Below are 23,299 nucleotides of genomic sequence, written 5' to 3' on the forward strand. Positions count from 1 at the left end.
AATAAAACACTTCTTTGCGCTGATGGTTATTCCTACTTGCTAATTAATTCTATCATGTCACCGCGAATAAATTCGCCGTTGGCACTTCCTCCACGCATCTATTGCCAAGTGGCTTCCGTGCCTTTCGTTCTATTTGGTGAAATTATTGTGAATTTTTGAAGTTGCTATTCAGTCAGAGGGAACAGAAAACTTATGTAGTGCGGGCATCTTGCCCGCTATATATGCAGGGGAAACGCATCTAAATCTTATTGACAAAATACCGTTTTAATGTATAAACCAAGAAATCCCTCTGGCGAGAAATCCAGGAAAAAGGGTTAAGCAATTACGAGTTTTTCTCCTTTGAGCATCCGCGAAGCTGCTTCTAAAAGTGCTTCTTCTAAATAGGGTTTAGTAAAGTAGCCACTAGCCCCAAGTTGTAGCGCCATTTGTCTATGTTTATCAGCACCACGAGAGGTAAGCATAGCAATAGGTAGCTGGTCAAAAGAACTATCTTTTTGAATCCGTGAGAGAAATTCTAGTCCATCACAACGAGGCATTTCGATGTCACAGAAAACGATATCGCAAGGTAAACCGGAACGAAGTTTATCCCAGGCTTCTTGTCCATCACGGGCTTGTTCTACACGATAACCAGCTTTTGTAAAGGTCAGAGATAAAAGTTATCTAACTGTGATCGAGTCGTCAACAATTAATACTGTTATTTCTACCTTATCAGCGAGTGGGAGGTCTATTGAGGATAAATCTGAGTGCTGCCAATTGCCACCGATATGTTTAGACATCTTACCTTGGAAGATATCAATAATTTCCAATACGTCAGCGATAGGCATAATCATACCATCGCCGAGAACTGTAGCACCAGCTATACCACTGGGTTTAGGTGCTGGACCTTCAAATTTCTTAATTACAATTTCCTGTTCACTCAGAATTTGATCAATTTGTAAAGCAATCATTGTATTCCCCGAGCGGACAATGATTACAGAAATCAGATCATCATCTTTTTTAGTCCCATAGACGTTCTCACGGGTAAGCTGACGATTAAAAACTAAGATGTCTTTTAAAGGTTGGAAGGGGAGGTTAATATCTCTCCAAACAATAAATGATTGTCCATCATCATCTTGCTGAATGTTTTTGGCTGCGATACTTAGAGTATCCTCTACACCATCCATGGGAAAAGCGATTCTGGTGCGATCACAGATGCAGAATAGGGCTTTACAAATACTCAGAGTCAGTGGCAGACGAATTGTAAAGCTAGTTCCTTTACCTAGTGTGGAGTCAGTCCCAACTGTCCCACGAATTTCGCTGATATTGTTTTGGACGACATTCATGCCCATACCTCTGCCTTTGATATCGTCTACTTCATCGGCGGTACTGAAGCTAGGGAGGAATAAAAGTTCATAGGCATCTATCCGAGACATGGTTTGTGCCTGTTCAGGGGTCAGGATACCTTTTTTAACTGCCTTGTTTTTAACTTTTTGATGATCAATACCAGCGCCATCGTCACTGACAGAAATAATGGTTTGGTTTCCTTGTTGTAAGGCGCGAATATTAATGATACCTGTGGGTGATTTACCCGCTGCTTGCCGGATTTCTGGGGTTTCAATGCCGTGGGCGATCGCATTATTGACCATGTGAGTCAAAGGATCTGTCAGATGATCTAAAATCATCTTGTCAACCAGGGTATCAACACCTTCTGTGACTAACTCTACCTGTTTGCCATATCTAATGGCATTATCCCGCACTCCTCGCCGTAAGCGATCAACAGCTTGGGCAAATGGCACCATTCGGGCTTTTGTTAGTCCTGCTTGTAGCTGGTTAGTTGCTTGGCGTAACTGTTGCGCTACCTGTTCTGTTTCTTCGGTAATAAAGTCAATATCACTGGCTGACTCCCGGACTCCCACGATGAACTCAATCATTTCTTGCGCCAGGATATGAAAAGGCGTAAATCGATCCATTTCGATGTCGCTGAACCCACGATTATGGGAATTGTCAGATGAATTATCATATTCTCTAGAGCGGCGAGTGGAGAGAAGAGAGGATTCTAAGAGCGATCGCTCGTAGTATTCCTGCATCCTCATTCCCACATCGGAGAGGTGCTGCACCTGAAGCAATAGGCTATCTAGTGCCTGTCGCAGACGTTCATGATCCTGCTCTAATGTGTTGCGATTTACCACCAACTCCCCAACCAAGTTACTCATATCATCCAGTTGTTTAACTGGAATTTTCATGCTTTCTTCTTTTATCGTCCGTCGAGTCATGGGACGGGGGATTTTACCTGTAGAAGTTTTTCTTGATGTTGCTGATGAGTTAGATATTTTTTGATCAGCCTGTTCTAACAAGTTTTCTAATTCACTAAATTCATCTTCTAGTCCCAAGACGTTGTCCTGAACTTGTCGAAGGGTCAAAAAAGTATTTTGAGACTTAACTACAGTAGGTTGAATAATTATTGGTGGCTGTGAACTAATCTTTAGTCCATTATCTTCGTTCTCACTCAGCAATGCTTCTAATGCTGCAAAATCTTCATCTTGAATAGATTCCTGACGGGGACTTTCTTCTGAGAATGCGGATAAAAATGCTTCTATTGCCGCAAATTCATCTAGTGAAGATAATTCTAAGTTGGAATCAGCCAAGTTAGCATTGAAATTTAAGTTAGCTTCTACTTCAGATTCAGATAATATTGTTTCTCTTTCTATAAATGTTGTTAAATCACTAATATCAATGTTCGCAATTAATTCTTCAGAAACAGTATTTAAAGAATCTGTTATTTCCTCTGTAAACAGGATTAAATTGTGATCATTTTCATCTTCAACATTCTCAACTATTTGAAGATTTGCCGTTATTTTTGGAGGTTGATGAGTAAATTCTGGGATTGAATTTAGTTCTTCTGGAGATTGAGGAAAATCATTAACTTCTGTCCAAAATAATTCGTTAAACTCAACGATGGGAACAGTGCTATAGGTGACATCTCCAAAATCACCAAATAAATTATCTGGCTCTTGCGTCTGGCTATCAGTATCTGATGTGAAAAATAAATCAAAAGATTGTTCTTGTGCTTGGGAAATCAGATCAAAATCTTTTCTATCTAAACTATTATTTGTAGCTGAATGCTGATTTTTGGGAACAATCTCAACTGATGCCCTAAATAAACTTTCCTCTAATTCTTTAGCTATATCTTGATTAACTGAAGTAGTAATTTTTGAGTCTGTTGTGTCCAGATCATCCCAGAAGTTATCTAAATTATCTATTGAATTAGCAAGATTAGTTGTAATTTCTGATGTCCCAAATAAGTCATCAATTTCATTTGTTGGCGGTGGTGGATTTTTTGCTACTTCTACAAACAGATTATCTAATGATAAACTTTCTGGTGCTGATGGTTTTATTTTTGATGTTTTTATGGTTGTAGGAATAATTTTTGCGGAAGAATTAGCATTTTCATCTGCCTGATCTTTTGCGTATTTATTCTCCTCTAATAACAAATTATCAAAACTGATTTCAGAGGCACTGGCTATTTCTGAGAGGGCAATATTTTCTGCTTCAGTTATTTCAATTTCAAATATAACCGACAATTCATCGTCTTCAGTGAATGTCAATAATTCTTCTAACTTATTAGTGTTAGTTGCCTCATTTTCAGGATCAAGCTGGCGAGATTTTCTAGAAATTGAGATTAATTCTGTGAGAACATCATCTGATGGGAATTGTAAATCTGGACTATTGTCCAACAGATGACCAAATTCTATCGGTTGAGAATCAACTGTTTCCGATTGCAGATTTGACAAAGAGATATTGTCTGTTTCTAATAAATTGTCATCAAATAAGAGAGTTAAATCATCTCCATTGTTGGCAGTTGTTTCATGTTTATCGTCATTTTCAAAGAAGAGTACATCAGCTAAATCGTGATGATTCCCTTCAACTTCACTATTAGTAATTAGTAGTTGATAGTTAGTGATATCTTCTAATATTTCTTCTTGTTGCCAATTATCATCTAAGTCAGGTGTATCACTTTCAAATAAATCAGCAAGACTGTTTAACTCAGAAAGTCCTATCTCTGGAGGATTGTGAGTAAAGATTGACTGATGATGATTAAACAACGATTGATTAATAAATCCAGTTGTGTTAGTGGTATTTAGTTCTGTTGTGTCTGTAAATAAAGTTTCCTCAGCTTCCGTTTCCTCAAATTCCAATAAGTCCAGTTGTGGAAGAGGAAACAGAGTTTCTAGCTGTTGACTAATCGCAATTTTTGCATCTTGATTTTGAAGAACTAATTCTTGAGCCTGTTTAATTTCAGTAATAATAATTTTGGCTAAAGTCAGATAACTATGATCAGGATTGGATATGGCAAGGGCTGCCGATTCACACAAACTACACCAATTTGATAAATTTAAGTCTCTACCAATTTTTACTAATTGATGACAGCATTCTTGCAAATTTTCGCGGGAACGCCCTAAGTTAGTTTGTTTAAACTGTTGCAGCATTTCCCGCAGAATTTCTAATACCTGCCATTGAAACTCTGTCCAATCCTGATTTTGTCTGGTTGTTACAGGTGATTTCTGGATCTGGGGAATAACAGATATTGGTGGTTGGAGATGATTGTGATTAAGGTTGTTTACTCGATTATTTCCTTGCTTTAACAGTGTTTCTATATGCTCATTCAGCCATTGCATGACTGGTTCAGTTTTAAGCATCAAAGCTTGAGCTTTTTCTGCTGATAAACCAAAGGGATTGCCAAGACTGTCTATCAGCGCTTTTAATGTATCACAGACATCCAGTAGTAAAGATTCTAACCTTTGGTCTACTTGAATAGGATGCTCTTTCAGAATCTTGAAGCAATCCTCAAGTCGGTGGGATGTTTGCTGAATACTACTTAGACCCAACATGGTCGCACTACCTTTGATAGAGTGGGCAGCACGGAAGACTTCATTAATCATTTCTGAATCTTCCAGGGTACTTTGGAGATTCAGCAATCCCTGTTCAATAGTGTTTAGGTGTTCCCTGGCTTCTTCGAGAAAGTAACCTAAAATCCGTTGTTGTTGTTCCGGCTGCATAGTTAGTTAAATAGGGTTGTTAGTTGTCAGTTGTCAGTTGTCGGTTGTCAGTTGTCAGTTGTCAGTTGTCGGTTGTCAGTTGCCAGAGGTAAGATTCTGTATTACCAATTACCAATTACCAATTACCAATTACCAATTACCTATTCCCTGTTCCCTATTCCCTTTCACCTCGATTCAATAGTTTCCACTCGGAAGCGTTCCACAGAGGCAATCAAGTCGCGGGATACTCCCACTAAATGTTGCAATGCTCCAGAAACCCGCTGTGCTTCTTGAGAGGTTTCTTGTGCCGTTAGTTCCACAGATTGCATTACTTGTGCCACAGCACGAGAAGTTTCCGTTTGTTCTACGGTATCACTGGTAATTGATCTTACCAAAATATCAATATGATCGGCTACTTGGATAATATTGTCTAGCGATCGCTTGGCTTCTTCTGCTAATGTAGTTTGATGAATTACCTGTTGTGTTCCTTCTTCCATCGCTGTCATAACTGAGCTAGTTTCGCTTTGAATTTGCATCACGATTTGCTCAATTTCTTTTAAGGACTTAGCAGATCGATCTGCCAACTGTCGCACCTCATCAGCTACAATAGCGAATCCTCTACCTGCTTCTCCCGCTCTTGCCGCTTCAATACTGGCATTAAGAGCTAACAAATTGGTACGGGAAGCAATTTGTGAAACTATGGCAACAATAGAGTTAATTTCTTGGGAAGATTCCGCCAATCGTTTCACTTTTCGGCTAGTTTCTGCCACTGTTTCCCGAATTTCCAAAATCCCTGCCACCGTATTTCCTACCGCTTCTCCCCCTTTCTGAGCGATTTTACTGGCTTCACGGGCTACAGTTTCCGCTTCCTTGGCTGCTTCTGCTACCCGCTGGATGGAATATGTCATTACCTGTACAGAATTCAAAGTCACAGCTAACTCTTCTGCTTGTCGTAAAGCATCCCCAGCTAAGGCTCTAGCAAAGGTTTCTGAATTAGTTGAACCTTTGGTCACATCCCGTGCCGCCACTTTTACCTGTTGAACAATATCCCGCAGGTTTTGAATTGTCAGGTTAAAGGCATCAGCAACCGCTCCCAGTCCGTCGGCTGTGACTTCGGCTTGAACTGTCAAATCTCCTCTGGCTGCTCCTTCTATGTCATCCAGAAGGCGAATTACCTGACGTTGCAGGTTTTCTTTAGCTTCTTCCATCTCCATGGCTTTGCGTTGGGCTTCATTCGTAGTTGTGAAAATTACCCTAGCCATATCATTAAAGCCAGTGGCTAAATAGCCTAATTCATCTTGTGAATAGACTGTTGCTTCCACATTCATATTGCCTTGACGGACAGAATCAAACTGACTTTGCAGATCCTTAGTAGTCCGGCGAATTTGTTTGAGAGTGAGATTACTCATAAACCCAGCGGTAGCTGCACCTGTAGCTCCTGCGGCTAAGGCCATTAACCAACCCGTATTTTTCACGGATTCCCGTTGTTGAGCCGGTGAAATTGAAATTGCCACCGCGCTCACAATAGCTACACCCACTAGTGATACTAAGCCGACAGTTCCGGCTATCCACCATTGTTTTTTCTCTAGGGAGGCGTTTTCAAAGGGTCCAAATAGGCCTTGGTCAAAGGCTACATTGGGTTCTGTCTTCGCCACCTCTGATTGGGTAAAAACAGGAACTGCTTCTTGAGCGCCAGTAATTGTGAATAGTTCTTGATCACGATAACTGCGATCTTGATAAGCATCGCTTTCTTGATCATTGAATGAGTCATCAACAAATTGATTTAGCGAATTTCCCCGACTATCTAGAGATTCTGACAGCATTCCCCCATCGCCAAAACTGCTATCTTCAGTGAGATCAAATCCTGGTATATCACCGAGATCATCGAATTCATTAAAGTCGTTTAAAAACTCTATATTATTCTTATTACTGCCTCCACTGGAGATATTACTAGTATCTTTAGTGGAAATAAAGGTTTCAGCCCCTAAATCTGCTTCATTCTCTGCCCCAAAAGCAGCTTCAAATGCATCTAAGTCAAAACTATCATCATCAAAGTTATTTTTTGCTGATGAAGAGTTGAAATTAAACTGCCGTTGTGGTGGCGCAGAATTGTTGGTAAATGATGCCGATATTGATTGATCCTGATTGTTGTTGATTGCCTGTTCGTTAATCTCTAAATATGTATCGTTTTGGCTGAGGGTTAAGTCTCCAAAGTTATCATCCATTAAGTCGTCTATATCTTCCCCCATCAATATCTCAGTCTGATTTTCAGAGTCATAATCAAGGGATAATGTAGTTGCTGCAAAAGGTGAATAGCTGCTGGAATCATCACTAATTGCTGAAGTTCCATTAGCTAAATTGTGATTAATAACAGCCTGATTATCACCGCCAGAAATATCTTCTTGCCAAAAAGGTGGTAACTCTAATTGACCTGATATTGGATCACTAGTGAGATATTCGGTAGGTACACCAAAGGGATCATCACTCATGACACCATCTAATGCATTGCTGTCAAATTCCATACTATCTGGATGACTTGCGAACGGATTATGTTCTATAGGATCTAGGGGTGGTTCATATTCTGCAAAGGAGTTCATTTCCACACTGCGGCTATGCAAATTCCCCATCATCCCTAAATCCAAAGATTCTCCAGTTGTCACCAGACCATGAGATGGAGATTCATAATCACTAAAAGGCTCTATATACTGATCTATAGTTGCAAGACAGTTATTAACAAGACCAATAACTTCTTCTTCGCTTGTTAAATACAATACGCTTTGGTAGCTATCTTTAGCCACATCGTACTGTTGCAACATATAATATGTATGTCCCTTTAACAAATGTAAGTTAGGGTCAGTTGGTGAATTTTGCACCAACTTATCAATTAATACCGCGGCTAATTCATAGTCTTGTTGCTCATAAGCTATTCTTGCCCGATCATAAGTTAGCTCTTGATTATCTATACGTGCTTTCATATCCTCCCTCCCTAGTTCATTCTGCCCACCGCGCACTTCGCAAAATTGCTATTTGATCCAGTAGTCGTAAATATTTTTTTTCTTTTTCTGTATCAAATAACCACTCTCCCCGCAAAAACGGAGCCATAGCATCTGGTACGTTATTTTGTGGCTTTAGATACTGTACATCAAGCCAGTCCATCCCACAAATTTCTTCTACTCCTAAGCCTACTATCGTATCTTGATCTTCAATGGCAATGACAGGGATTTCTGAGCAATCCGTGTTTAATGGGGTTGCTTCACCGAGAAATTGCCCCAAATCAGCCACCCAAATCAAGCGTCCCCGTAAATTTAGCGTTCCTAAAAGTAAGGGAGATGTATTAGGAATTGGTGTAATCCGATCAGGACTAAGTTCAATTACTTCCCGAATTCCCATAGCTTGTAATGCAAATTCCTGACGTGAGGGCAGATAAAACCGCAAATGCAACTCACCTTGGGGACTTTCTAGTTGTAATTCGGGACGGAATTGATCTTGCTCACTTCCATTTAAAAAATCTGGTTTGTTAACCATATTATTTTCATCCTTGTCCTCGCAGCAGTTGTTTGACTGTTCCTACCAACTCGATTGGTTGAAAGGGTTTAGCTATATAGGCATCTGCCCCTTGTTTCATCCCCCAATAGCGATCGAATTCTTCACCTTTAGAAGAACACATGACTACAGGAACATTTTGGGTTTTAGGATCAGATTTTAAGCGCCGACAGAGTTCATAGCCATTCATGCGGGGCATGACAATATCCAAAACCACCAAATCGGGAGGTGCTTTGTGAATGGCTTCTAAAGCTTCTGCGCCATCGCTTGCATGAGTAACTTTTAAGCCATTAGCTTTCAGAAGGTCTGTGATCATCTCTCTTTGGACGATACTGTCCTCAACAATTAGAATTGTGCTCATAAATGTCTATTTACCTCCTGATTTAGACTTTCCCTTGAGGAAAATAATTTGCTCTCATGACAAAGATGAACTGTATAAATTAAGTCTATTGTTTCACTACTTTACCGTAGATGGAAGTTGGTTAGACAACTATTTTATTCTTGTGATAACATCTTTTAGCCCATCTTGCACCCAATCAGCAAGTCTTGTATCCTATTTGTACACCTGAACAATAATCTAAATTGAGATATTGCTCTATCAGCATTAGCAATTTTTGAACTGTAAAGGGTTTAGTCAGATAATCAGTTGCCGTCGCACTGGTTCAGGAGTGGAACATTAACGAGTGCAGGAATGTCTATCATGGGCGAGAGAATAGACCGATTTAATCAGTCAGTTCTCATCCCCTATTCTCTTACAAATACTTCTCCAACAACAAAGCCAACTTCTCCTTAGTTGCTGCTGGTGCTTTCTCCAAATTCGTCAAAATCGCATATTTCAAAGCCGAATGCGCCTCACTAGCAGGGGGATTTGCACTCAACCGCTTCACAGTTTCTTGAATTACCTTTTGTGCATTTGCTGCATTTTTATGTAAATTCCCAATCACCATTTCCACCGTTACACTATCATGATCAGGATGCCAGCAATCATAATCCGTCACCAGCGCCAAGGTTGCATAGGCGATTTCCGCTTCCCTGGCTAACTTCGCTTCGGGTAAATTTGTCATCCCGATGACTGTAGCATCCCAACTCCGATAGAGATGAGATTCAGCCTGAGTAGAAAAAGCCGGTCCCTCCATACATACGTACGTACCACCATTATGTAACGTGACATCTGGTAAACTTAAAGAAGCGATCGCTTCAGCTAAAACCCCCGCCAAATTCTGGCAAATCGGCTCACCAAAAGCAATATGCGCCACAATTCCCTCACCAAAGAAGGTAGAAATGCGATTCTTGGTTCGGTCAATAAATTGATCGGGAATTACCATATCTAGGGGTTTAGCTTCAGCCTTCAAAGAACCCACAGCACTAGCAGAAATCAGGTATTCTACCCCCAATTGCTTCATAGCGTAAATATTAGCCCGAAATGGCAACTCCGAAGGTAACAACGTATGATTACGACCATGACGCGCTAAAAATGCCACTCGTGTTTCCTCTAAAGTTCCGAGAATAATCGCATCTGACGGTGAACCAAAAGGTGTAGAAATTTCTATTTCTTCCACGTCTTTGAGCGCTTCCATTTTGTATAGACCGCTTCCACCAATGATTCCGATTTTAGCTACAGTCATAAATTATCAACCTTGTGATTAATGGGATTAATAAGTAATTTTACCGTCTGTATATTGTACAAGAATATTCGGTAAAAAATAAAGTTCTTGTTTTTATAAAAGTTGAAAAATTTTCAATCTATTTGAGATAAATCAATAAATTCAAGCCGGGAATTGTCCGCGAGAGAGTCCAACCAGCGAGAATAATATAAAGTAACCCTAAACTCCACTGATACCAAGCCAGAGTAGAGATAATTCCTGGTAAATGTTCATCACGTAAACGGATATCATTAAATCCTAATCTCACCAAATTATTCAAACTAAAATCATAATAATTCAGCCAATTCCAACGTTTATCCCATAATAGCGGCATATATCTTTCCCGGAAACTAGGATTTCTAGGAATAACTGGTAATCTCCCAATTAATAATCTCAATTGTCTTAATGTTCCATCTTCTCGAAAATAGGAAATATCCATTAAATCATGATAACGTCCTTGTTGATAAAGTCGCCATAATAAAATTCCAGGTAAGGGAAAAATAATGAAAAATAAACACAGTAGAGTTAACCAAGGATTCCCAGAATTCCGAAAAATTGCTAATAAACTACCAGATATTAAACAAATAAAACTCAATAATATGCAAACAGTTTCATAATATCTAGGAACAATTGCTACAGGAGACAAACGACGATAGCGATCAACTAACCAAAATAATACACCAAAACAGGAAATAACTACACCACCCACACCAAATACTAACCAAAAGTTTGTCCCATAACCACTTAACAACAATAATAAACTCAATAACAACCAACTTAAAGATCTAACTACCCACCCACTAAAAACCAGAGGTTCAGTGGCAATAATTCTATCACTTAACTGATTATATATTTCTAAATTCACATCTGCTAAAACTAGTAACTCGCTAATGTTCCGAAAATGTTTGATTTGACGATATTGATAAATTTCAGCCGCTTGGGTTGCGGAAAAACCTAAATTTATCAACCTATTCACAGCAGCAGTATTAATATTAATAGCTATCAACTGATGACTTAATTCAATTAACCTTAACCGTTGTTTTGTATATTCTAACTGATTTGCATCACTAACCTGCTGTTGTAACCGGAAATTTTGACTTAAATTCCGCAAAATATTTTGATTACCGCGTAAAGTGGGGACAATCAACTTTTTGCCAATTTCTCCAACATTACCTAAAATTTTCGCTTGATTAGAATTAAACACCAAATCAGAAACATTTAAAAATGCTGTTTCCGCAAACTTAACATCACTAAAATCAGCTTGATTAAGAATACTTGCACTTTGCAAATCCACAGATTGATTAAACTCAGACTCTCGGAAAATTAGTCCTTGTTTAAAAATAGCATCTTTCATGAATAGAAATTGATGAAAATTAGCTCTATTAAAGTTTACTTGATTATTAAAAATCACACTAGAAAAATCAGCATTTTTTTGCCAATAACTACTATTAAACCTAACTATTTGTTGAAATTTTCCTTGATTAAATTTTGCATCATCACAAAATACATCACCTTGAAAATTAGCAGCATCTAGAAATTTGACATTTTGAAAATTAGCTTTGTCAAAGAAAATGCTACCTTGAAAACTACTAAGAGCGTGAAAAATAGCCCCATTAAAACTCACAGTTCTACTAAATCTTGATTCCTCCCAATTAGTAGGTTTTAAAAAATTTGCCCCTTGAATATTTACAGATTGCAGAAAGAACGTATTCGGAAATTTTACCTCACCATTAAAACGACTTTCTACCATAATTAAAGCCCCACGAAACACAGAAATACTACTAGAATTATTTGACTGATTATTCAACAAAGATTTACAATCTTTAGAATTAGGAAAAGCCCTTGTTAAAGATTGCAAACATACAGAACGTAAACTTTCTAACTGTTCCCGTTCCATAGGTGTGAAAATTTGGGCTATACCTTGAGCATAAACAGGAGTTCTTAAACCCAAATCACTCCCATAAAAATCACCTTCAATTACAGAATTACTCAAATCTAAACCCAAAGCCGTCGCACCAGTTTTTTGTAATTCTTTTCTGAGTAATTGGTAAAAATCATCCCGGAAAATACCATTTTCTGGACGTAAATCAATCACCATTTTTCTTAAATCTACAGTTAAACTACCATCTCGCAAAATTGGGGATTTAACTCTTTCTTGTAATAATTCCCAAGTTAAAGTTATGGGTTCATTTGGGACTGCAAAAGTAGGAATAGGAAATAAAAATATAGCAAATATACAAATAAACAATATTACTGCGGAATTAGATATGATGATTTTTCCTAATTTCGCAGATAATAAGTTTATTTTTTTAACGGTGTTTTTTATTTGCCAAAGTTGAGAAAAATCCCATCTTTGTAAATAACTAAAGTGACAAAACAATCTCAACAAATTCCCTACTTAATGATTAATTTAACAAAACAACCTTACCCAGCACAGAACCAGTTTCCACTAAAGCGTGTGCTTTTGCTGCTGACGCTAAAGGGAACGTCTGACTAACTTCAATTTTTAACTTCCCTTCATCTATCCAATTAGCACATTCTTGTAAAATATCTCCATGATGTATTAACGCTTCCACATTTCCTAACAACATCGGTGTTAACATTAATTCTAAACCAATGCGGAGATTTCTATTTCTAGCAACTTTCCAAACAGTGTTAGCTTTCGGTTCAAGAATAGTCACAATATCCCCATAAAGTCGCACTGCGGGAAAAGATTTTTCAAAAGTATCACCACCAACAGTATCAAAAACTAAATCTACACCTTCACCATTAGTCCACTCTAATACAGATGCGACAAAATCAGTTTCTTTGTAAAAAATGATTTTATCCGCACCAAGTTGAGTGACAAAATTAGCCTTTTCTAGAGAACTAACCGTAGTCGCTACCTCTGTACCTTTGAGTTTAGCCAATTGAATAGCCACATGACCAACACCACCCGCACCAGCATGAACTAATACCTTTTCTCCTGGTTCAAGTCTTCCCCGTTCATATAAAGCTTCCCAAGCAGTGATTAAAACCAGAGGTGCTGCTGCTGCTGCGGTGAAAGAAACCGATTTGGGTTTAAAGGCTACAAATCTTTCATCAACAATGGTATATTCTGCATAATTTCCAGATTTTGCACCCAAACCACCATAACAAAAATATACTTCGTCACCAACGCCAAATTTTTGGACATCATTACCCACAGCTTCCACTATACCTGCACCATCACATCCTAAAATAGCTGGCATTTGTTCAGGGTAAAATGTCCCCCGTTGACGTAATTTTGTGTCAATGGGATTAACACCAGCCGCTAAAATTCTCACTAAAATTTCTTTATTTGTGGGTATGGGTTGGGGAACTTCTTGTAATTCTAAAACTTCCGGTTTACCCGCTGCTGTCATTAATATCGCTTTCATGGTTTTTTCTCCTAAATGCACTTATTTAAATTTACCTAAAAATATCCCCATAAATTCCTAATTATTGAGGAAAATATGGGGAAGAAATATCCAAAATTTCTCACAAAATGGTTTTAATTTTGAGGAGAAGAATTATTAGTTCCTGGTGTTACAGGCGCTTGAGGTAAAGTACCGGGATTAATTCCGTTCCCGGCTGTGGGAAGGGGATTTGGGTTAACCGGTGGTAAAGACCTCAAATTGTCAGGTGAGTTAATTCCTGGGATGGTGGGATTATTATTTATGGGAGGAGTTGGGAAATTGGGTGAATTTGTCAGTGGTTGAGATGAACCGGGGATAATTCCCAAAGATACACGATTTCCTCCTACTTTTCTCAGCAAATCCAATGTTTGAATCACGTCGTTATAAGTAGCTGTCCGCGACGCATTCAATACTAAAATTCCATCTGGATTGGCTTGGATATATTGTTTTAAACGTGCTTCTAATTCTTCCTGTTTCACAGGTTCTTTTTCGATGTAAGTCAATCCAATAGCATCAATTGTTACAGGTAATATTTTGCTTTTAATTTGGGAATTAGCCGCAGAATTTTCGCCTGTACTAGCTTTGGGTAAGTCAACATTAATTGCTTGTTGACGAGTAAATTGTAAAGCTGCTAAGAGAAAGAATGTCAGAATACAAAAAACAACATCAATTAAGGGGATAATTTGAATCTGAACGTCTTCAGTCGGAGTATCTAGCTTAACTTTCATCTTCTTGTTTTTCTCCAGATTTCAAATTGGCATTATCAACCTTGTCATCTGGTAAATTTGCTGAATTTCCAAGGTTTAAACTGTAATTATCTGTATCATCTGGCTCATTTTCCGGTTCTTGGATAAATGTTTTTGATTCTAACTGAGAAGATGAATCGAAATTTTTAGAGGTGCGTTTTGAGAATCTTTCTGTGTTAATTGTTTTAGGTTCGGGAGGATATTGACGGTAAAGCAGTTCCATTTCATTACCAGCTTTGTTGAAAATTTTAACTTGGTTAACAACAAAACTTTGAAATAGGCGGTAAAATACTAAGCTGGCGATCGCTACTATTAATCCCGCTGCTGTACTAATTAACGATTCCCCAATCCCCGTGGTGACACCGGCTGTAGATTCAGTTCCCAAATCACCAATGCGAATTGCACCTAAAGAACGAATCAAACCCAGAACTGTACCCAATAATCCTAACAGTGGCGAAAGGGCAATCACCGCTTCTAAAAGTTTTTCACCCCGGCGCATTCCGGCTATTTCGTCCGCTGCGGTGGATTCTAGGGCTAATCTAAAGGTTTCTGGATCACTTTTTTGTAAGCTTAAAGGTGCGTATAAAAATCTGCCAATGGGCTGATTTTTGGCTTGTTCAGCTATTGCTTCAGCGATGCCCCAATCCTCACCAGCAGCATCCAGAACCCGATTGACTATTTCTTTTTCCTGAGCAAGAATCCGTAACCAGAACCACAGCCGTTCAAAAATCACACTTAGTGATAGGACTGATAAAACTAGCAAAGGCCACATGGAGGGCCCGCCTTTCTTAAATAAATCTAAAATATCCACTGTGTGGGTTTCCTCTCTCCATTCCTAGTAGTCAAAGCATTTTCATTTTAGAGAGTTTTGCATTACTCACAAACTTTTCTAACTAATTACTCAGGAGTAACATCTTCTATACACAATATGACGGTTATTCCCACCGGGAGTTTAGAGGATTATTTGCCAAAATAAAAAAATCACTGGAGGTTAAGAACATGAACTTCTCAATTCAATCCCTGTACACATGGTATCGGAACACTCTACGCAATCCTAAATACCGTTGGTGGATAATTATCGGCACGGTAGCCTATTTAATTAGTCCTTTAGATATTTCTCCAGATTTTATTCCTATTATTGGCCAAATTGATGATGTTTTATTGTTAAGTTTATTCGTTTCCGAAGTTTCTTCCTTAGTTCTTGATGGTTGGAAGGCCAAAAAAGGAACTGTAGAAAATAGTACCAGCAATCCGGCTAATCATGCCCCTGCGGCTGGTGAAACTGTGGATGTTGATTCTATCCCTGTTAAGTAGTATTAGTAGGTTGGCGTTGAAAATTGTCGTCATAGCACTAGGCAAGAGGCAATACTTCGACTTCGCTCAGTAACCAGAGGCAAGAGGCAAGAGTAAAGAAGTTTTCAGCGATTTTACATTTCTTTACACAGTTTAGTTTTATTGTGTTCACCTAGTAAGTAGGTTGGGTTGACCCAAGGAAACCCAACACCATTTATTGGTATCTTACGGTTAATATGGGGTTTAGTTCCATTGCTTCGCAACGTTGACGCGAACAACCCAACCTATATTAAAATCAATAACCAATGTATTTTTCTTGGTTTCTCAGTGTTTACAATCTTTAATAGATACCCAACTAGACTCTGCTATTGGAGAACCATCTTCACCCAGCAAGCTATAGTGTTCCTTTTTCCAAATCGGCGCATTGTGTTTTAATGTATTAATAGCATACTCACAAGCGGCAAAAGCCTCACCACGATGAGGACAACCGATAGCCACAACCACACTAATTTCCCCAACAGACAATCTACCAATGCGATGATATATCACCACTCGACTCACCTCAGGCCATTGATGCCGAATATCATCAGCAATTTGATAAAATACCTGCAAAGCCATTGGTTCATAAGCTTGATATTCCAAAGCTACCACAGACTTACCATCAGTTTGATTACGAACCATACCACTCATTACTACCACCGCACCATTAGCAGGATTATCTGCCTGACTGTAGATTTCTTCCACAGACAATGGTGCTAATGTCATCCCAAAACTATCTTCAACCCTGGGTTTAGTTGTCATCATTTACATTCTCCTAACAGCATCCTAAAATCCCTTAATTCATCCATCTTTATCTGCGTTCATCTGCGTTCATCTGCGGTTAATACTTATTAAAATCTTATTTCCACTCACCAAGACTTTAAAAACCGTAAAATCAGTTAAACTAATTTTTTCATCTATTCATAAAAACCACAATCATCTCATGCAAGTGCAACTCAGTGGATCTAAAAATCCCCTCGCGTATCTACTATTAATTGCTCCTTTTTTCCTTTGGGGTACAGCAATGGTGGCCATGAAAGGCGTAATTCCTCACACCACACCCCTATTTATGGCTGGAGTCAGATTAATACCTGCGGGGGTGTTAATTCTCATGGTGGCTGCATTTATGGGTAAACCTCAACCTCAAAGTTGGTTAGGGTGGTTGTGGATTATTATATTTGCTTTAGTTGATGGCACTTTATTTCAAGGCTTTTTAGCTGAAGGTTTAGTCAGAACCAATGCTGGTTTAGGTTCGGTAATGATAGACTCCCAACCCCTAGCAGTAGCCTTACTTTCCCTGTGGTTATTTCAAGAACATATTGGATTATGGGGATGGTTAGGGTTAGGTTTGGGAATCACAGGAATTAGTTTGATTGGTTTACCCCAAGAGTGGATTTTTCATCTTTTTGACTCAGGAATCACCATTTCCATAGATAATTGGCAAGAGTTATTTAATCGCGGTGAGTTATTAATGTTACTCGCTGCTTTATCAATGGCTGTGGGAACGGTGATGATTCGGTTTGTGTGCCGATATGTAGATCCAGTAACAGCTACAGGATGGCACATGATTATCGGTGGCTTGCCTTTGTGGGGAATTTCTTCAGTATTAGAATCTCAACAGTGGGAAAATCTTGTACTATTAGATTGGTTGGCATTAAGTTATGCTACTGTATTTGGCAGTGCGATCGCTTACGGATTATTTTTCCACTTTGCCTCTAGTGGCAATCTCACCAGTTTAAGTTCTCTGACTTTTCTCACACCCGTTTTTGCTTTAATATTTGGTTATATTTTTCTCAATGAAGTCCTGACTACTATTCAATGGTTTGGGGTTTTTCTGACCTTAATCAGTATTTATTTAATTAACCAACGGGAAAATATCGGCGGAAATCAGAAACTTACTGTCACCGATACAAATACCACATCTACCCAAAATTTAACAACCGCCAGTAATTCTCTTGATGTCTAACATTCAAAATCTCAAATCTACCCTCAAACCCCCACCCCTCAAACCCGGTGATTTACTGCGCGTCATTGCCCCCAGTGGTGCATTGCGAGAAGTTGAAGCTTTTAATCAAGGTGTGGAAATTTGGAAGTCGCACGGCTATCGGATTAAAATTAGCGATAACATAGATAATAGACATGGTTATCTAGCTGGTACAGATGCCCACCGTCGTCAACAATTAGCCACAGCATGGCAAGATCCAGAATGCAAGGGTATTCTCTGCGCGAGAGGTGGTTTTGGTAGTAGCCGGATTTTAGAAGATTGGACTTGGCAAGAAAATACCATTACCCCTAAATGGTTAATCGGCTTTTCTGACATTACAGCCCTACTTTGGAGTCTCTACAACGCCGGAATTGCCAGTGTACATGGTCCCGTCATGACTACCCTAGCCAATGAGTCAGAATGGTCAATCAAGCGGTTATTGGACATAGTAGAAGGTCGTCCCCTCGCACCTTTAAAAGGTTGTGGTTGGGGTGGTGGTACAGTAACAGGAATCTTGCTTCCTGGTAATCTGACAGTAGCAACCCATCTTTTAGGAACACCGATTTTACCCGACCTCGATGGTGTAATATTAGCCTGGGAAGATGTGACAGAAACACCTTATCGCATTGATAGGATGTTGACACAGTGGCGTTTGAGCGGGGCTTTATCTAAAGTTCGTGGTATTGCTTTGGGAGGGTTTACTAAGTGTGAAGCCCCACCTAATATACCTAGTTTTACTGTAGAGGAAGTTTTGCGCGATTGTTTGGGTGATTTGGGTATTCCCATAGTTTCTAATCTCCCCTTTGGTCATGATAGCCCCAATGCTGCTTTACCTGTGGGGGTAAAAGCAATATTAGATGCTGAACAAGGAATATTGCATTTTTGCCCATAGACATAGGCCTCTTTGTGATGGGGTGTTGGGTCGCGCTGTCGCTTAACCCAACCTACAAATCAAGGCTTTTTCCAATTTGGACAAGGTATTGCTATGAGATAATCAATTCTAATCTGTGTAGTTCCATTTCTTGTTGTTTAAGACAATGACAAAATATAAATAACTGTAAATCTGCTAGAACTTGATTAAAATCATGATGATTGTATAAACCTGTGTTATTATTAGCGTTTCTGAGTATTGTCAACCAATTTGCTACTTCTTTCATGTACTCTATAGATGTATCAATTTCCTGGGGATTATAAGATCCTATTTGTCTATGTAATGCTAATTCTTTATCCGTGGGTTGAATACCTAAATCATTGATTTGATCAGTAACTATTTTACAGGTCAATTTTTCAACTAAATTTGCGGCTTTTAGACTTATACAATGAGAATGTACACGATATTTAATTAAAACTTTGGGAAGATTCCAAACTTTGAATTTTTTTGATATTCTTACCCATAGATCATAGTCTTGAGCATTTGGATAATCTTTTCTATAAACCTCTCCATTTATCTCAACTGCGTTGATTGCACTTCTTCTCATCAAAACCGCTGAATGAGCAAAATAGTTATGGAATAACAGCCTACAAGGAATTTTTTGATCGGGTTCTTCCTCATTCCATACTTCACCCGTCAAATTATCATGATCATCCATTAATTCAACCCAAGACCCAACCATACCAAAGTCTGGGTTATTTTCCATAAACTCAAATTGTTCTGCTAATCTTGATGGATATGCATAGTCATCACAATCTAAAACAGCAATGTATTCACCTGATGATTCTTGCAAACATTTATTTCTAGTTGTGGGTATCCCCAAATTAACATTGTTTTGAATTAATTTGATGCGTTTGTCTTTATAGGAATTAATGATTCTTGCGCTGCTATCTGTTGAAGCATCATCTACAATGACAAATTCAAAATTCGTAAACGTTTGATTTAAAATACTCTTGATTGCTGTATCAAGATATTTTTCGCCATTATACACTGGCATAACAACTGTAATTTGAGGATTTAACTCTTGTTGAATAAGCTGATTTTGATTCATAATATTTAATGATTTTGAACAAATGGGTGATTTTTATAGTAATCCATAAATAACGTATAATATGCGAGTTATACCTAATTTCAGGGAACTTTTGTTCAACCTCAAAAAAATGCCTAGTATAAATTTTGACCCTAAGCCGACAATCTCGATTATTTTATGTACCTACAATCGAGCAAAATACTTAAACGACTGCATAAATAGCGTCCTTCAGCAAACTTTTCAGGATTTTGAATTAATTGTAGTGGATGATGGTAGCCAAGATCATACTTTTGAAATTGTCAATAGTTACTTACAAAAATTTAATAATATCCGTTATCTTAAACATCAAAATCGGAAAGCTGCTTACGCCAGAAATGCGGGTATTCAAGCATCTTTTGGTAACTATATCACGTTTATTGACAGTGACGATACCTATAAACCCCATCATCTAGAGTCGCGGCTGGAATTTATGCAGGCTAATCCAGAGATTGATTTGATTGAAGGTGGATGTGAAATTGAGGAGGAATTTTCTGTTCCTGATTATTTTCAACCTGATCAAACAATTAATATTAGAGAATGCGTTGTCGGTGCTACATTTTTTGGAAAAAGACCGATGTTTTTTGAATTAAAGGGATTTAATAATATTCCCTATGGCGAGGATGCAGATTTATGGGAGCGTGCCGAAAAAATCTTCAAAACTCACAAAATCAAAGAGCCGGAAACTTATATTTATACGAGAGTAGAAGATAGTACCACTAAGATTTTCCTAGATAAAATGTCCTCTTCTAATTAACCTATTTAGATTTTAAGTAGGTTAGCATTGAAAATCGTCGTTATGGCACTAGGCTTGAGGCAATACTTCGACTTCGCTCAGTAACCAGAGGCAAGAGTGAAGAGGGTTTGGGCGATTTTACTTTTCATTACATATTACTCTTCGAGAAGCCGCTCCGCGTCTACGGTTTTTTTCCGTTCACCTACTTATAATTTAGAAAAGAGCAATCGAAGCAAAATTATTAGTTCAGAGGGAACTCCGAAGCAACAGGGAACAGAAAAAACTCATGTTTAAAAACATGAGATTGAAATAATGATACTGTTCTTTTTCGGGCTACGCATCTTTTAAAAACATCTTTTTTTTGACTGAAGCTCTGAACTCAGAAACTTTTGTTTCTTATCTGTTCCCTGTTCCCTGTTTCCTTTTTTTCTAATTTTTAATTCCTATGGTGTTTCTGGAAATGTTTGCACTTTACTATCAGGATTGAGAATAACTCGTATTCTCAAGTTTTGCCCAGATTTATTAGTAGAAACAAAAGGTTTCCCAATTTGGGGAATGCCACTACTATCAATGTATTCTCTGGCAACTTTATTTAAGGGCAAAATCTTTTCAATTGTACCATCAATACCCAATGTTAAACTATATTCTAAGGCTTGAGAGAGACCAGTTGGTGGTTGCCAACGTTTGTTGAGGTATTCTCTCGCTTCTGCTACTTGAGGTGTATCAAATAAAGTCTTATTATTAGTAACTTGTGTACCTGACGTAGTTTTAGTTGCAGTTCTTAATTTCCTAATTAAATTCTCTTTATTTTCCGCTGGAGATGGCTGATCTGGCGTAGCGATACCTACAGTATCCTGCGGTAATTCCGGAGCAAAAGGAGTGGGAATTATGTTAGGAAGATTACTAAAACTATTGTTGGGGATAGTGGCAACAGACTGAGATGGTGGGGAAATATTAGATGGCAAATTCTGAGATTTAGGGGTATTCATGCCTTTTTTAGCCAGAATACTTGAAGAATTTGGTATGGCTTTTGCTACTTTCGGGCTATCAAGAATTTGTCGAGGAATAGGATAGGAAGAAGTATTGGATGGTTTGGTTAATGCCGGCTGAGATGTTGTGGTTGGTGTCCCAGGGATAGTTGTATTAGGAACGGAAAGCGGCGGTAAGGGCGTACTAAAGTTAGTAAGTGGTGGTATCAGTTGGGGTTGAGGCGTGATTAAAGGGAGTGGCGGCGTTGGTGTAGTGTCTTGTACAGAAGGTTCTATCGCCACTGGTTTGACGGACTCAGGACTATTTTTAGCTATTCTCTGCCGATTTTTCTGAATATTCTTGGCATATTGCCAGGTAAATGGTGTTAAACCGGCTGCTAATACCAAAACTGCGGCTATAGGGGCCCACTTAGGTAGATTCTGCCTGACAGTTTGACTACTAGTAGTTGGTAAAACAATCATATCAGATGTGTATTCATCTAAAGCTGTTGCTAAATCAAATAGTTGTAGTAAACTCAGTTTAATTACCTGTCCAGATGTCTGGTTAGCAAGATCACCAAAAAAGAGTTTGTGAGTTAAATTACTACTAGATTCTAAATAAACTTTTGTTTGGGGAATTTGAGTGTTAAAGGATCGTAAATTTTGGGTAGGAAAGGCAGACGGGGGAATATCGGGCGATTCTGGAGCTGCTTCTGATCCTGTATGGGGATAATCATTACCTGCTAAAGTGATACTAAAATCTTCGGCAGATTGTTGCAGCAGCTTTTGAACGTAAGTAGTAACAATATTACATAAAACTTCTAGCTGCTGGTGATCACCCTGGATAATAATTTTCTGTGCTTCTGGTAGTTGTGGATCATCAAATTGCAGACGAAAACTATGATCATTAATAATAGTTTTGTCTGTCCACCGGGACAAAGGGGAGTTTTCCGCCCAGATTTCTAGTGTGCAAGTGGGGGGGGTATAGCGACGAATGACAGGATTTGATAGAGACATAACAACAATTTCAACGAAAAAAATAGGGAATTTTGGATTTTAGATTGGGAGTGAAAATCGCAAATCACAAATTATTTTGTGGAAAGGTCTATGAGTGCTAACCACAAACGACGGTGTCCACCGCCGGCACTATAAAAGAGTAAATTTATTAACAGTTTTAGGGCTAGGTGGGTAAGTATATCCCCAGGAGTGGCTTCTTCCTCTTCCATGCGTTCTTGGTAAGTATTACAAAAACTATCTATATAATCTCCCAATAACGCAGTTTGGTGAGGTTGTTGCTTATTTGCTGTCATCTGCTCTAATAAACCGACAGCCCGGCGAATTAATTCCTGGTGCTGCTTGGCGAGATAACAGATAATTAAAACTAGCGATCGCGCTTCTTCTACATCTAATTTTTTTCGTCCTCCTTGACTTTTGCGAAGGGGATTCGATTGCCGCAATCGCCATAGGGCTACCCGATCTGGTACTTTTGATTCTAAATCCAGACTAACTGCGGCTGATAACATTGCCTCTGAACCAATGCCAGTTAAGGTTTCTAGGGCTAATAGCACTAGATCTAACTGAGTTTTGATATTTTCCCATTGAATTGCATTCGAGGCTGGGAGTTGACTTAAATCCTCCCAAGCTGATTTTGGTATAGTGGAATTAGCGGTTAAGTGCATAACTTTTAGCATAGATGATTAGGCTGAAAGACGCTGGTGTTGTTACCTATTTGGAAACAAGATTTGTTAGTAGGGGCGAAGCATTTGGAAGATAAATTATCGGTCATTGCCAAAAATAGTTCTCCAAATGCTTCGCCCGTACAGTTGTCAGTTGTTAGTAGGGGCGAAGCATTTGGAAGATAAATTATCGGTCATTGCCAAAAATAGTTCTCCAAATGCTTCGCCCGTACAGTTGTCAGT

19 protein-coding genes are annotated in these 23,299 nt (G+C 38.6%); 5 read left to right on the plus strand and 14 right to left on the minus strand.

Annotation, left to right across the window (positions count from 1 at the left end; all coding sequences use genetic code 11):
* Positions 1-314: 314 nt before the first annotated feature.
* Positions 315-647, minus strand: coding sequence for a response regulator (locus tag PN450_RS23945; RefSeq protein WP_334311480.1), 333 nt, complete (start codon positions 645-647; stop codon positions 315-317).
* A gap of 9 nt (positions 648-656) precedes the next feature.
* Entirely contained in the window at positions 657-5,036 is a 4,380-nt protein-coding gene (locus PN450_RS04695) for a chemotaxis protein CheA (protein WP_334311479.1), read from the minus strand.
* A 37-nt stretch (positions 5,037-5,073) separates the two neighbouring features.
* Here PN450_RS04695 and PN450_RS04700 point away from each other — a divergent pair, with 37 nt between their 5' ends.
* Positions 5,074-5,217: an alpha/beta hydrolase gene (locus PN450_RS04700; protein WP_271835569.1), complete on the plus strand. Its 144-nt coding sequence runs from the start codon at positions 5,074-5,076 to the stop codon at positions 5,215-5,217.
* Here the strand turns inward: PN450_RS04700 and PN450_RS04705 are convergent.
* The 8 genes from PN450_RS04705 to PN450_RS04740 all read right to left on the minus strand — a co-directional run bounded on the left by PN450_RS04705 (position 5,201) and on the right by PN450_RS04740 (position 15,174).
* Entirely contained in the window at positions 5,201-7,990 is a 2,790-nt protein-coding gene (locus PN450_RS04705) for a methyl-accepting chemotaxis protein (RefSeq protein ID WP_271835570.1), read from the minus strand. The two genes, PN450_RS04700 and PN450_RS04705, sit on opposite strands and share 17 nt — an antisense overlap.
* Before the next feature lie 16 nt (positions 7,991-8,006).
* Positions 8,007-8,540: a chemotaxis protein CheW gene (locus tag PN450_RS04710; protein ID WP_271835571.1), complete on the minus strand. Its 534-nt coding sequence runs from the start codon at positions 8,538-8,540 to the stop codon at positions 8,007-8,009.
* Positions 8,541-8,547: 7 nt separating this feature from the next.
* Positions 8,548-8,919, minus strand: a complete 372-nt coding sequence (locus tag PN450_RS04715; protein ID WP_213712078.1) for a response regulator transcription factor — start codon at positions 8,917-8,919, stop codon at positions 8,548-8,550.
* 391 nt (positions 8,920-9,310) lie between these two features.
* Positions 9,311-10,183, minus strand: a complete 873-nt coding sequence (locus PN450_RS04720; protein ID WP_271835572.1) for an S-methyl-5'-thioadenosine phosphorylase — start codon at positions 10,181-10,183, stop codon at positions 9,311-9,313.
* A 118-nt stretch (positions 10,184-10,301) separates the two neighbouring features.
* Positions 10,302-12,590, minus strand: coding sequence for a pentapeptide repeat-containing protein (locus PN450_RS04725; protein WP_271835573.1), 2,289 nt, complete (start codon positions 12,588-12,590; stop codon positions 10,302-10,304).
* Between the two features lie 16 nt (positions 12,591-12,606).
* Positions 12,607-13,599, minus strand: coding sequence for a zinc-dependent alcohol dehydrogenase family protein (locus tag PN450_RS04730; protein ID WP_015079743.1), 993 nt, complete (start codon positions 13,597-13,599; stop codon positions 12,607-12,609).
* Between the two features lie 113 nt (positions 13,600-13,712).
* On the minus strand, positions 13,713-14,345 hold the full coding sequence (locus PN450_RS04735; protein ID WP_015079742.1) for an ExbD/TolR family protein: 633 nt from the start codon (positions 14,343-14,345) through the stop codon (positions 13,713-13,715).
* Positions 14,335-15,174: a MotA/TolQ/ExbB proton channel family protein gene (locus tag PN450_RS04740; protein WP_148765161.1), complete on the minus strand. Its 840-nt coding sequence runs from the start codon at positions 15,172-15,174 to the stop codon at positions 14,335-14,337. The genes PN450_RS04735 and PN450_RS04740 overlap by 11 nt, the downstream gene beginning before the upstream one ends.
* 188 nt (positions 15,175-15,362) lie before the next feature.
* On the opposite strand from PN450_RS04740, the gene PN450_RS04745 reads away from it, so the two are divergent.
* Positions 15,363-15,677, plus strand: coding sequence for a YkvA family protein (locus tag PN450_RS04745; RefSeq protein WP_015079740.1), 315 nt, complete (start codon positions 15,363-15,365; stop codon positions 15,675-15,677).
* A 303-nt stretch (positions 15,678-15,980) separates the two neighbouring features.
* Here the strand turns inward: PN450_RS04745 and PN450_RS04750 are convergent, their stop codons facing one another.
* Positions 15,981-16,460 (minus strand): molybdenum cofactor biosynthesis protein MoaE, encoded by a 480-nt coding sequence (locus tag PN450_RS04750; RefSeq protein ID WP_271835574.1) that lies wholly within the window; start codon positions 16,458-16,460, stop codon positions 15,981-15,983.
* 178 nt (positions 16,461-16,638) lie between these two features.
* Between PN450_RS04750 and PN450_RS04755 the strand changes: the two genes are divergently transcribed.
* Complete coding sequence (locus tag PN450_RS04755; protein WP_148765158.1) at positions 16,639-17,661, plus strand: DMT family transporter; 1,023 nt, start codon at positions 16,639-16,641, stop codon at positions 17,659-17,661.
* On the plus strand, positions 17,654-18,571 hold the full coding sequence (locus PN450_RS04760; protein ID WP_271835575.1) for a S66 peptidase family protein: 918 nt from the start codon (positions 17,654-17,656) through the stop codon (positions 18,569-18,571). The genes PN450_RS04755 and PN450_RS04760 overlap by 8 nt, the downstream gene beginning before the upstream one ends.
* Positions 18,572-18,662: 91 nt before the next feature.
* Here PN450_RS04760 and PN450_RS04765 read toward each other — a convergent pair whose 3' ends face one another.
* The gene (locus PN450_RS04765) at positions 18,663-19,661 is read right to left on the minus strand and encodes a glycosyltransferase family 2 protein (protein WP_015079736.1); all 999 of its coding nucleotides are present in this window, start codon (positions 19,659-19,661) and stop codon (positions 18,663-18,665) included.
* A gap of 109 nt (positions 19,662-19,770) precedes the next feature.
* Between PN450_RS04765 and PN450_RS04770 the strand changes: the two genes are divergently transcribed.
* Positions 19,771-20,433, plus strand: a complete 663-nt coding sequence (locus PN450_RS04770; protein WP_041457867.1) for a glycosyltransferase family 2 protein — start codon at positions 19,771-19,773, stop codon at positions 20,431-20,433.
* Between the two features lie 422 nt (positions 20,434-20,855).
* Here PN450_RS04770 and PN450_RS04775 read toward each other — a convergent pair whose 3' ends face one another.
* Both PN450_RS04775 and PN450_RS04780 read right to left on the minus strand, forming a co-directional pair.
* Positions 20,856-22,397 carry a DUF4335 domain-containing protein gene (locus PN450_RS04775; protein ID WP_271835576.1) on the minus strand — a complete coding sequence of 514 codons (1,542 nt, stop codon included), beginning with the start codon at positions 22,395-22,397 and terminating at the stop codon, positions 20,856-20,858.
* Positions 22,398-22,468: 71 nt separating this feature from the next.
* Positions 22,469-23,071 (minus strand): DUF3038 domain-containing protein, encoded by a 603-nt coding sequence (locus tag PN450_RS04780; protein WP_271835577.1) that lies wholly within the window; start codon positions 23,069-23,071, stop codon positions 22,469-22,471.
* Positions 23,072-23,299 lie beyond the last annotated feature (228 nt).

The sequence above is a fragment of the Dolichospermum lemmermannii CS-548 genome, assembly GCF_028330815.1.
GTDB classification, from domain to species: domain Bacteria; phylum Cyanobacteriota; class Cyanobacteriia; order Cyanobacteriales; family Nostocaceae; genus Dolichospermum; species Dolichospermum lemmermannii.